General features: G+C 58.0%; 11 protein-coding genes. 3 read left to right on the forward strand and 8 right to left on the reverse strand.

The features are described 5' to 3' along the window. Positions 1–876: 876 nt before the first annotated feature. Genes mutT through ACR0AK_RS20695 form a run of 3 tightly spaced genes read right to left on the reverse strand, consistent with a single transcriptional unit; the run spans position 877 to position 3352 of the window. Positions 877–1275 (reverse strand): 8-oxo-dGTP diphosphatase MutT, encoded by a 399-nt coding sequence (mutT, locus tag ACR0AK_RS20685; protein ID WP_170564187.1) that lies wholly within the window; start codon positions 1273–1275, stop codon positions 877–879. Continuing rightward, complete coding sequence (gene argJ, locus ACR0AK_RS20690; RefSeq protein WP_480794806.1) at positions 1272–2498, reverse strand: bifunctional glutamate N-acetyltransferase/amino-acid acetyltransferase ArgJ; 1227 nt, start codon at positions 2496–2498, stop codon at positions 1272–1274. The genes mutT and argJ overlap by 4 nt, the downstream gene beginning before the upstream one ends. 5 nt (positions 2499–2503) lie before the next feature. Beyond that, positions 2504–3352: a peptidylprolyl isomerase gene (locus ACR0AK_RS20695; protein ID WP_480794807.1), complete on the reverse strand. Its 849-nt coding sequence runs from the start codon at positions 3350–3352 to the stop codon at positions 2504–2506. A gap of 176 nt (positions 3353–3528) precedes the next feature. On the opposite strand from ACR0AK_RS20695, the gene secA reads away from it, so the two are divergent. From secA to ACR0AK_RS20710, 3 genes are all read left to right on the forward strand, one after another. Then, a complete protein-coding gene (secA, locus tag ACR0AK_RS20700) occupies positions 3529–6246 on the forward strand; it encodes a preprotein translocase subunit SecA (protein ID WP_480794808.1) in 2718 nt (905 codons plus the stop codon). Between the two features lie 99 nt (positions 6247–6345). Further along, complete coding sequence (locus ACR0AK_RS20705; protein WP_480794809.1) at positions 6346–7272, forward strand: hypothetical protein; 927 nt, start codon at positions 6346–6348, stop codon at positions 7270–7272. A gap of 23 nt (positions 7273–7295) precedes the next feature. Continuing rightward, complete coding sequence (locus ACR0AK_RS20710; RefSeq protein ID WP_480794810.1) at positions 7296–8852, forward strand: phosphate ABC transporter substrate-binding/OmpA family protein; 1557 nt, start codon at positions 7296–7298, stop codon at positions 8850–8852. 3 nt (positions 8853–8855) lie between these two features. On the opposite strand, the gene radC is transcribed toward ACR0AK_RS20710, so the two are convergent. From radC to ACR0AK_RS20735, 5 genes are read right to left on the reverse strand one after another with little or no spacing between them, the layout of a single operon-like run. Further along, on the reverse strand, positions 8856–9611 hold the full coding sequence (gene radC / locus ACR0AK_RS20715) for a RadC family protein (protein WP_170564172.1): 756 nt from the start codon (positions 9609–9611) through the stop codon (positions 8856–8858). Between the two features lie 35 nt (positions 9612–9646). After that, positions 9647–10381 (reverse strand): ABC transporter permease, encoded by a 735-nt coding sequence (locus tag ACR0AK_RS20720; RefSeq protein ID WP_480794811.1) that lies wholly within the window; start codon positions 10379–10381, stop codon positions 9647–9649. Then, entirely contained in the window at positions 10378–11106 is a 729-nt protein-coding gene (locus tag ACR0AK_RS20725; protein WP_480794812.1) for an ABC transporter ATP-binding protein, read from the reverse strand. The genes ACR0AK_RS20720 and ACR0AK_RS20725 overlap by 4 nt, the downstream gene beginning before the upstream one ends. Then, complete coding sequence (tenA, locus tag ACR0AK_RS20730) at positions 11103–11777, reverse strand: thiaminase II (RefSeq protein WP_480794813.1); 675 nt, start codon at positions 11775–11777, stop codon at positions 11103–11105. The genes ACR0AK_RS20725 and tenA overlap by 4 nt, the downstream gene beginning before the upstream one ends. Beyond that, a complete protein-coding gene (locus tag ACR0AK_RS20735) occupies positions 11774–12709 on the reverse strand; it encodes an ABC transporter substrate-binding protein (protein WP_480794814.1) in 936 nt (311 codons plus the stop codon). Before ACR0AK_RS20735 ends, tenA begins: the two co-directional genes overlap by 4 nt. Positions 12710–12728 lie beyond the last annotated feature (19 nt).

Below are 12728 nucleotides of genomic sequence, written 5' to 3' on the forward strand. Positions count from 1 at the left end.
CCCGACTGCGTCTGAGCCAATCTCTTTCTCCTCCCCATCCGACCCCTCCTCCGGGCCGGAAATGGCAGACCCGGAGGTCAACCCCGGACGCCAATGCCCCGATAAGGGACGCAGGCAAGATCAGCGTCAACTTTTTCCTGATGTTTTCTCAATTCTTACGAATTGTAACAGCCCTGACCCGGAAATTTTTCAGCCCGATCAAACTGACGAAAGCACCGCTAAACCCAATCCAGTAAAAACGCGAAACGAGGGCTTGCCTTGGCCTGCACGCCATTCGTCAAATCCAAGGACACGTAACAGTCAGGCCCGGAAAGCTGATTTTTTCACACCTTTTTCAGGCCGGCCGAAATAACACAGCGCGTTAGGCTGCAAAAGCGGTCTCAGAAAACCAGATATTGATGGAACCCAACTACAATGAATGCCGACACTGCGACAACAAGTACAGACGCGTAGTACCCGATGTTATGTCGCTGTTTTTTGGGCTGCATACTCCATTTGGCCCACTTTTCATGCATTGCGTTGTCCGCTGAACCCACGTAGCGCTTCATATTAACCCCACTCCGATTGGTACCGTTTAAACGGCTAAATCCCACCTCGCCCGGTCCTTTGAGCAAATTTGTGAGAACCGGTGTGTCGGCGCATTTACCACAATGCGACTCTCGATGAGCGGTTCGAGCTTGCATCATCAACATTGAACCCAATGGGAACACATTGTTCATGTTGTGTTAACATTTCCGTCGTGAAGAGCAGAGCTCGCGACGGATGGACCTATTCTGCTGCAAACGCGGCCAACTGCCCCGGATGGGTTCTGGGAACTCAGTGAGTTGGCCCGGTGAGAACTGTGCGCCAATGATCCTTAAACCTGACAACAGAGTGTTACAGCCAGTCGCGCAATATTGGGATCAGCGGTACATCAGCTGCAGGCATAGGGTAATTGCGTAGGTCATTCGCACGCACCCATTTCAGCGCCTGACCTTCCTTGGATTGCGGAATGCCCTCCCATTTGCGGCAGGCGAACAGCGGCATCAGCAGGTGGAAATCATCATAGCTGTGGCTGGCAAAGGTCAGCGGGGCGAGGCATGAGGCCCAGGTGTCGATACCCAGTTCCTCATGCAATTCGCGGATTAGAGCGACCTCGGGGGTTTCGCCCGGTTCGATCTTGCCGCCGGGGAATTCCCAGAGACCGGCCATAGATTTGCCCTCGGGTCGTTGGGCCAGTAGCACCCGGCCCTCAATGTCGATCAGGGCAACGGCAGACACTAATACAGTTTTCACGAGCGATAATCCGCGTTGATCTCAATATAGCCGTGGGTCAGGTCACAGGTCCAAACGGTGGACTTGCCTTCACCCAGTCCCAGATCGACCGCGATCACCAGATCCTGACTTTTCATGTAGGCGGCGGCGTCATCCTCACGGTAATCCGGGCTGACCCAGCCCTTTTCGGCAACCAGAATATCGCCGAAGAAAATACTCAGCAGATCGCGGTCCGCAGCGGCTCCGGATTTGCCGATGGCCATGACGATGCGGCCCCAATTCGGGTCTTCACCAGCAATGGCCGTTTTCACTAGCGGAGAGTTTGCGATGGCCAGCCCATGCACCTTGGCGTCTTCGTCCGAGGCGGCGCCGGTCACACGGATTTCCACGAATTTCGTGGCGCCCTCACCATCGCGCACCACCTGTTGCGCCAGATCCAACATCACGCTTTCCAGTGCCTCGGCAAACGCCGGGTTGCCGGTTGCATCTACGCCCGAAGCTCCGGTCGCACAGAGCAACAGGCTGTCCGAAGTCGAAGTGTCGCTGTCCACGGTAATGCAGTTGAACGTCCGGTCGGTCTGCGCGCCCAGCATGGCCTGCAAGGCAGGCTGTTCGACCTGTGCATCGGTAAATATGTAGACCAGCATGGTCGCCATATCTGGCGCGATCATGCCGGAACCCTTGGCAATCCCCGCAATTGAGACTGTTTTGCCTTCAATCTCAACCTGCGCACTGGCCCCTTTCGGGAACGTGTCGGTGGTCATGATCGCCCGCGCCGCGTCTTCGATTGCGTGGCGGCTGAGACCTGCCTTCAACGTCTCAAGCTGCGAAACGATGCGGTCATGGGGCAACGGTTCGCCAATCACACCGGTGGAAGAGGTAAAGACCCGCTCTACCGCGACACCGGTGGCTTTGGAGACGGCCTGCGTCACCTCGGCCACCGAGGTCTGACCATAATGGCCTGTAAAGGCGTTGGCATTGCCCGAGTTCACCAAAATCGCCGCGGGTCCCTCGCTGGAGCCACCTATTTTCTCCTGACAATCCAGCACCGGGGCCGCGCGTGTGGCCGAGCGAGTAAACACTCCGGCCACAGAAGTGCCCGGATCCAGAACGGCCAACATCACGTCGGTCCGGCCCTGATAGCGTACACCTGCTTCGACAGTGGCAAAACGCACCCCATCAATAGCAGGCAGATCGGGAAAATCCGCCGGCGCAAGCGGCGATACCTTGGTGATGGTGGCCACTGTAGCTACTCCTGAATCAGGTCGATCTGACGGATGACCTCAGGGCCAACGCCGTCCAGTGCAGGGCGTTCGATCTGCGCCTGCTGCGTCAGCTCGTCGATCTTGGCTTGAATTGCTTCCTGCTGAATGGACTGAGCCAGCTGTTCACGCACGGCATCCAGCGCCGGAGCTTCCGTCTTTCGCGTGTCGTTGAGGCTGATAAGGTGCCAGCCGAACTGTGTTTGCACTGGTTCCGAGATTTGACCCTTTTCCATCGCAACTACGGCATTCTCAAACTCAGGCACCATCTGGCCCTTGCCGAACCAGCCCAGCGCACCGCCGTTCGGCCCGGACGGACCAGTCGATTTTTCCTTAGCCATCTCGGCAAAGTCAGCACCATCGTCCAGCAGGGATTTGATTTCCTTGGCCTCGTCTTCGGTTGCTACAAGAATATGGCTGGCGTCGAACTCATCTTCGCCCTGAAAATTGCCGAATTCCGCATCATAAGCCTTCTGGATCGCCTCATCGGTCACCACATCGCCCAGGAATGCATTCACCGTCTGCACCGCCCGCATGGATCGACCTTCGTTTTCCAGACCCAGCTGGTTCAACCTGTTCAGGTCGTCCTGCTGCTGCGCCAGCAATTGCTGCTGGATCAATTGTTCGATGACGAATTCGTACAGAACATCATCTTCGATCTCGGCGTAATTCGGAGGCAGAGCTGCAACAGATGCGATAACGTGACCCAATGTGATTTCATCCCCGTTCACATTGGCGACAACCGTATCCGCGTCCGGCTTGGTTTCGGCGGCAAGCGGCATCGCCATCACGGCAGCCAAAGCCAGTGATGGCAGAAAAGTGAGGCCTTTGGGCATGGAATCATCCTATTTCTTTGCCGCGACAGGGCGTGGCGTTGACACTCTGGGACCTGCCGCTTACATCGCTTTGAAGCCTTGGACAGGGCCGCCTTTCATTCCCCGTATCTATGGGTTGCAAGCAAGGTGGGCAAGCCTGTCGCAACCAAGACAAGAACAGATCCGCTGGAGTGAACATGCTGGGACTCGGAACGCTCGCCAAAAAGGTGTTCGGAACACCGAACGACCGCAAGATCAAGGCGACCCGCCCGCTGGTCGAAAAGATCAATGCGTTGGAACCTGAGTTCGAAAAACTGTCCGATGAGGGCCTGATCGAAAAGACCGCCGAACTGCGCAAGCGTGCGCTGGATGGTGAGGCGCTGGACGACCTGCTGCCCGAAGCCTTTGCAAACGTCCGCGAAGGCGCCAAGCGCGCGCTGGGTCTGCGGGCCTTTGATGTGCAGTTGATGGGCGGTGCCTTCCTGCATCAGGGCAACATCTCGGAAATGAAGACCGGTGAGGGCAAGACGCTGGTTGCCACCTTCCCGGCCTATCTAAACGCTCTGACCGGCAAGGGCGTACACGTGGTCACGGTGAACGAATACCTGGCCAAGCGTGACGCCGAGTGGATGGGTAAAGTGTTCGGAGCCCTTGGTATGACGACCGGCGTAATCTGGTCGGGTCAGCCGGATGCCGACAAAAAAGCCGCGTACGCCTGTGACGTCACCTATGCCACCAACAATGAACTGGGCTTTGACTATCTGCGCGATAACATGAAGGCGGATCTGGATCAGATTTACCAGAAGTACCACAATTTCGCGATTGTCGATGAAGTCGATTCGATCCTGATTGACGAGGCTAGAACCCCGCTGATCATCTCGGGCCCGTCCGAGGACCGCTCGGACCTGTATACCAGGATCGACGCCCTGATCCCCTCGCTAAGCGATGATCACTTTACGCTGGATGAAAAGTCCCGGAACGTGACGTTTACGGATGAGGGCAACGAGTTCCTGGAACAACAGCTGATTGCCAACGGTCTGATCCCCGAAGGCCATTCGCTGTATGATCCGGAAAGCACCACGGTGGTACACCACGTCAACCAAGGTCTGCGCGCACACAAGCTGTTTACACGTGACAAAGACTACATCGTCCGTGACGGAAACGTCGTTCTGATTGACGAGTTTACAGGCCGGATGATGCCGGGACGCCGTCTGTCCGAAGGTCTGCATCAGGCCATCGAAGCCAAAGAAGGCGTACAGATTCAGCCAGAAAACGTGACGCTGGCCAGTGTGACCTTCCAGAACTATTTCCGCCTGTATGACAAGCTGGGCGGCATGACCGGCACCGCGCTGACCGAAGCCGAGGAATTCCAGGAAATCTATGGTCTGGGCGTGGTCGAAGTTCCGACCAACAAGCCAATCGCGCGTCTGGACGAAGACGATCAGGTCTATCGCACAGCCGGTGAAAAATACGGCGCGATGATCAGTGAGACTAAAGAAGCGCAGGAAAAGGGTCAGCCGGTTCTGCTGGGAACGACCTCGATCGAGAAATCTGAACTGCTGAGCCAGATGCTGCAAAAAGAAGGCATCGAACACAACGTTCTGAACGCCCGCCAGCACGAGCAAGAGGCGCAGATCGTGGCCGATGCGGGACGTTTGGGTGCGGTAACCATCGCCACCAACATGGCTGGTCGCGGTACCGACATTCAGCTTGGCGGCAATGTCGAGATGAAGGTGCTGCAGGCACTGGCCGAAAACCCCGAAGCCGACCCAGCCGAGTTGCGCGCGGCAGAAGAGGCACGCCACGCCGAAGAAAAGGAAAAGGTACTGACTGCCGGTGGCCTGTACGTTATGGCATCTGAGCGTCACGAAAGCCGCCGCATCGACAATCAGCTGCGCGGTCGTTCGGGTCGTCAGGGTGATCCGGGCCGGACCGTGTTCTACCTGAGCCTCGAAGACGACCTGATGCGCATCTTCGGCTCGGAACGTTTGGACAAGGTTTTGACCACGCTGGGCATGAAAGAGGGCGAGGCAATCGTCCACCCTTGGGTGAACAAGTCACTGGAACGCGCGCAGTCCAAAGTCGAAGGCCGCAACTTTGACATGCGCAAAAACGTCCTGAAATTCGACGACGTGATGAACGACCAGCGTAAGGTGGTGTTCAGCCAACGACGCGAGATCATGTCGACGGATGACCTGTCCGAGATCGTCTCAGACATGCGCGAACAAGTAATCGACGACCTGATCGACGAATACATGCCGCCGAAATCCTATGCCGATCAGTGGGACACGGACGGCCTGCACGAGGCGATCAAGGAAAAGCTGACCATCGATGCACCCGTACAGGACTGGGCCGCCGAGGAAGGCGTCGATGATGAACAGGTTCGCGAACGTCTGGTCAATGCCGCCGACGAGATGATGGCGCAGAAGGCAGCCGCCTTCGGTCCCGAAAACATGCGCAACATCGAAAAGCAGGTTCTGCTGCAGACCATCGACAGTAAATGGCGCGAGCACTTGCTGACGCTGGAACATCTGCGCTCGGTCGTAGGCTTCCGCGGTTACGCCCAGCGCGATCCGCTGAACGAATACAAAAACGAGAGCTTCCAGCTGTTCGAAGGGATGTTGGACAGTCTGCGCGAAACCGTGACACAGCAATTGTCGCGCGTCCGCCCGCTGACCGAAGAAGAACAGCGTGAGATGCTGGCTCAGATGCAGGCGCAACAAGCACAGGCGCAAAAGGCGGTGGATCAAGCCGCCGGCAAGGCCGAAGCACTGGCCGAAGCTCAGGCTTCGGGCGATGCGCGCCCCGGCTTTGTCGAAGACGATCCCTCAACCTGGGGGAACCCGTCGCGCAATGATTTGTGCCCGTGTGGATCGGGCAAGAAATTCAAACACTGCCACGGCCGACTGACCTAAGGTCACATCGTTCAGACACAATGAGTCCGTCTCACGGCCACATATTGGCCGTGATTCGACATCACATTGCGAGTCGCTCCTTCAACTGGGGAGGGTGTCTTGTTTGTAATAAAGAATTACGTGACCACCGGCGGCACAGTCGCTTGTGCCTTGGCCATTGGTTACCTGATGCAATACGGATCGCCAGCGCAACCTGACGGCGCGCAGGCTTCTGAATCTGTAGCTGCTGCCAATCAGTCCTCGGTGATTGCCGGACTGGAAGGAATTGTTCTGACCTCCTCGCTTCCGGCAGATGAAAAAACAACAGATATCGAGACATCACAGCGAGCTCTGCGGCCCAACCGGTCAACCTCTTCTGACCGAGCAAACTGCGCCCTCAGTGCCCGCGCCAAAGCCGTTTCCGGCGCTGCAGCACGCCTTACCGTCAAAGCCCCTTGCCATGGGAACGAGCGGATCGAGATCCACCACAGCGGACTGACGGTTACTCAGAGAACGGACAAGAACGGCGCCTTGGATCTGACGATCCCGGCCCTGTCGGAATATGCGATCTTCCTGATCTCAGTAAATGATCAGACCGGGACCGTAGCCACCACTCACATCCCCGACTTGGCCAACTACAACCGCATCGCCCTGCAGTGGCAGGGCGAGACGGACCTGCAAATCCATGCGCTGGAATTTGGGGCCAGCTATGGCACAGCGGGGCATGTCTCGTCGGATCCTGACACACAAGGCACGGGGAACGTCACGCATCTGGGCCATACGGCATTTGGCGACGCACAGAATATCGAAATTTACTCGTTCCCTGCGGACGCAGCAAACCAGACCGGTACGATCGAACTGACAGTCGAGGCCGAAGTGACCAAAGCAAATTGCGGCCATGATTTGGCTGTGCAATCACTTGAACTGCGCGAGGATCGCCGTCTGCGGTCGCGCGATTTAACGCTGCCCATGCCCGATTGTGCACAGGTCGGTGATTTTCTGGTGTTGAATAATCTGCTCCAAGACCTGACAATCGCGGCAAACTAAACCGCAGGCAGGTTCAACTTCCTATGACAGTCTTTCGTGTGGCAGCGGCCACACTGATTTCGGTGACATTGGCGTCACAAGTGCAGGCACAGGATATTTCGCTGACGTCGCAGGACGGCAAAGTCGAGGTTACCGGCAACCTGCTGAGCTTTGATGGTGAATTCTATCGCGTCGATACGCAATTCGGCGAGCTGACAGTGGACGGGTCGGGTGTTACCTGCGAAGGTCCCGCCTGTCCAAGCCTCACAGATTTTGTCGCCGAGGTCCGGTTTTCCGGCTCATCCGTCATGGCCGAAAAGGTACTACCAGCCCTGATCGTCGGATTCGCCCAACAAGAGGGCATGTCCGCAACACCGCAGCGCTTGGAATCTGGCGCGTTCACCTATGAGCTGCACCAGACCGGACGCGCGGCCCCGTTGGGGCGGTTCTTTTTTGACCCGAGCAATACGGGCGGTGGCTTTGCGGATCTAGTCGCCGATCAGGCCGATATCGTAATGGCGCTGCGTGAAATTCGTCCGTCAGAGCAAGAAGCCGCACAAAGCGCGGGACTGGGCGATCTGGCAAAGGCTCGGAGGTCGCGCGTCATCGCGTTGGATGCGTTGGTCCCAATTGTGGCGCAGGGGAATCCACTGCGGCAGATATCGCCGGCCGAATTAGTGCGCGTTTTTTCTGGAGAGATAACGAACTGGTCTGAGCTTGGAGGACCAGATGCGCCCATTTCCCTACACTTGCCGGACACCGGTTCAGGTTTGGCGCAAGGGGTTGAGGATCGGTTGCTGGCTCCTGCTCAGTCGGCGTTGGCCGAAGATGTTACCCGCTACCGCCGGAGCAGCGACATGGTGCGCGCCGTTGCCATTGATCCTTTTGCGATCGGTATTGCCAGCCATGCCGAGGTCGGATCTGCGCGGAGTCTGCCCCTGACCGGCGGTTGCGGGCATGCGTTGGTCGCCACGCGGCAATCCATCAAGACCGAAGATTACCCGCTCACTTCGCCCATGTTCCTGTACTTGCCGGAAATCCGCCTGCCCCGCATCGCGCGGCAATTCCTGGCCTATTCGCAAAGCTCCGAGGCACAGATGGCAATCCGTGATGCCGGGTTTGTGGATCAATCACCGGAAACACTGCGGATCGGGTTGCAAGGGGATCGTCTGGCCAACGCAGTGGTTTCAGGTGGCGCCGAGGTCGGGTTGGAAGAGTTACAGCGCATGATCGACACGCTGCGCCCGCAATCGCGCCTGTCGCTGTCGTTCAGGTTCGAGGCAGGTTCCTCAAGACCCGATGCGCAGTCACGCTCGAACATCCGACAACTGGCGCAGGCTCTGGAAACCGGGACTATCGACGCCCAAAAACTAACCTTTATCGGTTTCAGTGATGGCGACGGCGCAGCCTCAGCCAATGCGCGGATTGCTTTGTTGCGGGCGAAGACTGTGCGCAATGCGGTGCTGTCGGCTGTGGAAACAGCCATTCCCGATCGCGTCGAGATTGCCGTGGACGCTTTTGGTGAAGCGATGCCCATGGCCTGCGATGACACAGACTGGGGTCGTAAGGTCAATCGCAGGGTCGAGGTCTGGGTGCAGTAAGCGTCACAAATAACCTTCCGACCGAAAACTCAACTCATTCGATTTACCGATGATCAAATGGTCATGCAGCGTCAGGCCCAGCGCGACGCAGGCATCCTGAATCCGGTTGGTCATGTCGATATCAGATTGCGAGGGGGTGGGATCACCCGAAGGGTGATTGTGCACCAAGATCAGCGCCGAGGCGTTCAGCTCCAACGCGCGCTTGGCGACCTCGCGCGGATAGACGGGCACGTGATCGACAGTGCCCTTGGCCTGCTCCTCATCCGCGATCAGCACGTTTTTCCGGTCCAGGTAGAACACGCGAAACTGCTCGGTTTCGCGATGGGCCATCGTCGTGTGGCAATAATCCAGCAGCGCGTCCCAGCCCGAGATCACATGTCGCTGCATCACCCGCGCGCGGGCCATACGGTGGGCGCAGGCTTCAAGGATCTTCAGATCAGTAATCACTGTATCCCCAACGCCTTTGATCTGCCGCAGTCGTTCCTCGGGCGCGGTCAAAACACGGTTAAAATCGCCAAACGTATCCATCAGCGCGCGGGCTAACGGTTTGACGTCCTGTCGGGGGATCGAGCGAAACAGGACAAGTTCCAGCAACTCGTAATCCGGAATTGCGGCCGACCCACCCGACATGAACCGTTCGCGCAGGCGTTTTCGATGATCTTTGATATACGATGGCAACCGACCAGTCGGCAGCGGCTGCACCGGGGCTTCGTCGGTTTCAAACAGCATCGGGGCTTCGGCAAAGGCGTCCTGAGTCATAGCACCACCGTGACGCAGAATCGGTTTCCGAATCGTTAACGTGTTTCTCCCGCCATACGCGCCGTTGCCAATCTGACAACCAGGTGCAGTAGGATCGAGAACACTCCCAACGTCAGCATCGCGGCAAACATCAGATCGGTCTTTGCCCGACCATTGGCAAGCAGCATCAGGTATCCCAACCCCCGTGATGACCCGACCCACTCACCGATCACGGCCCCGATCGGGGCATAAACCGCCGCCAACCGCATCCCAGATGCCAGCGAAGGCAAGGCTGCCGGTATGCGAATGTGCCACAGCACGGCGCGCGGGCTGGCCTGCATGGTCCGCGCCAGATCGAGATATCCGGCCGGCGTTCGCATTAGCCCATCGAAAAAGGACGAGGTGATCGGGAAGTAGATGATCAGCACCGCCATAGCGACCTTGGACCACAAGCCATAGCCCAACCAAAGGGTCAGCAAAGGCGCCAGCGCGAAGACCGGCAATGCCTGCGTAAACACCAGCATCGGCTGCACCAACACCCGCGCAACCCGGGAATTGGCCAGTTGCAGCGCGGTAACGACCCCCAAAACCGTACCGCAGGCCAGGCCGATGACGACCTCCATGGCGGTGACCCAAGTGTGTTCTGCGATAACCCAACGATTCTGCCACCATGTCTCGGCCACCAAGGCCGGGCCCGGAAGAATGAACTTCGGAAGGCCGGTCAGGGAAACGATTCCCTGCCAGATCGCCAGCGCGAACAGCGTCGCAGCAAAGACCGACAGCAGTTTCATGCCGCATCCTCACGCAACAGGCGCAGTAGCGCGCCCTGCGTTTCCAGCGTTTCCAGATCGTCGACCTTGCGCGGGGCCAGAGCATGCGGCGGACGGCAAGGCGTAATACCGTCCTGCGTCATGACAACGATGGCCTGCCCCAAGCGGGCGGCCTCGCCCGGGTCATGGGTGACCAGCAGAACGGTTCGACCCTGTAACGCTTCGGCCGCAAGGTCTTGCATATCCGCACGGGTGCGGGCGTCTAGGGCCGAGAACGGCTCATCCAACAGAACAATGGGGCGATCCTCCATCAACGTGCGGGCCAAGGCCACGCGTTGACGTTGGCCGCCCGACAGTTCCCCGGGTTTTTTGTTCATGTGACCCTGCAGGTGCATCCGTTCGATCAACCGATCGCGGCGGTTCAAGTCTGGCTTTTGTCGGCGCAACCGTGCGCCCAGCAAGACATTCTGCGCAACGGTCGCCCAAGGTAGCAGCAGATCATCCTGCGCCATATAGGCGACCCGGTCTTGCACGGAATGCCCGTCACTGGCGGTGATCTGACCGATGAATTCTGCGCCGGTTTCCAAGCCTGCAATCAGGCGCAGAATTGTGGTTTTACCTACTCCCGATCCGCCCAACAGGCAGGTCCAACGCCCTGCGCCAAGGGTGAGGGTTAACGGCGCGAACAAAGGCGCGCCGCTGATGGTGGCAGACCCATTGATGACCAGTTCGGGAGCCGGGGTCACGGCGTCAGGCCCATTTGCCAGAAATTGATCTCAAGCTCAGTCGCTGTTCGGAAAGTTTGGCACAGGCGGTTCCAGCGCGGGGATGTTTCAAAATCCGCACCGATACGCTTTGTTAGAGCCGAATCCAAAAATTTTCCAACCGCCTCGCAACCGCGCTGATAGTCATCGCTGGCATAGGTTGCGATCCAATCGCGATAGGTCTCGGACGTCGCCTCGGCAGCCAGCCGTGTGCCAATCTCACCATAGCCCATCACGCAAGGTGCAAGGGCTGCCAGCAGGTCAAGCAGATCGCCGCTATACCCGGCCTCAAGCACGTACCGCGTATAGGCAAGGTTCTCAGCGCGCTCCGGCGTAGAGAACAATTGGCCCTGCGGGATGCCTTCGGCCTCGCAGATCCCGATATGCAACTTCATCTCTTCGCTGACCAGCCCGTTCACTGTGCGCGCCGCAGCCTGCATTTCCGTGTGCGTTTCCGATTTCACAACCGCCAGCGCCCAGGCGCGCGAGAAATGAATCAGGAACACGTAATCTTGCCGCAGATAGTGAAGAAACGCCGCGCGAGGGAGCGTTCCGTCCTTCATGCCTTCGACAAAGGCGTGGCGGGTATAGTCCTGCCACGGCCCCTTTGCGGCCCCGCGCATCAAGGCGAATGCTTTGCCATAGTCGCTCATTGCACGGTCACATCTACTGAGATGTCGCTGACCGGGTTGATGCTGTCGATCATACCGCTGTCTTTCAGAAATGCCTCAAACCGGGCATAACGACCCGCATCAAATCCCGCCGGGCGCAGCGCGAAGCGGGGCAACGTGTCTACCCAGGCGCGGGCATTCAACTCGTCCTGCAATTCAGGCGAAGTACCAGCGAAGATTTCCCAGCTTTTTTCGGGGTTGTTGACGATGAATTGGGTGGCCTTCTCGGTCGCGGCCAGAAAGCGAGCGACTTTGTCCGCATCCATCGTATCGGGGTTGGCGACATAGATCAGCTCGTCATATGACGGCACACCTTCTTCTTCGATGTAAAAACAACGGCCCGCGACGCCTTCGATGTCCATCTGGTTCAGCTCAAAGTTCCGGAAGGCCCCTATGACCGCATCTACCTGACCTGTCATCAGCGAAGGTGACAGCGAGAAATTGACGTTAACCATCTCAATATCGTCCAGCGCGACATCATGAGCGTTCAGCATGGCGCCCAGTACGGCCTCTTCGACACCCGCGACCGAAAAACCTACCTTTTTGCCCTTCAGGTCGGCGAGTGTTTTGATCGGACCGTCTTTTAGCACCAGCAGACAGTTCAACGGTGTGGCAACCAGAGTACCGACACGCTTAAGCGGCAGGCCCTCATGGATTTGCAGATGCAGCTGCGGCTGGTAGGATACAGCCAGATCGGCCTGCCCGGCAGCAACCAGACGCGGCGGTGCGGATGGGTCGGCGGGTGGCACAATTTCAATCTCTAGCCCTTCATCGGCGAAGTACCCGTTTTCCTGCGCCACGATGATGGGTCCGTGGTCGGGGTTGACGAACCAGTCCAGCAGAACGGTCATCTTGTCCTCTGCCCATGCCGGAGCGGCAGCCAGAAGGGCAATCGCTGTAATCAACTTTTTCATGTCTCGCGTTTCCTTTTCA

The organism is Ruegeria sp. BI12 (genome assembly GCF_056537985.1).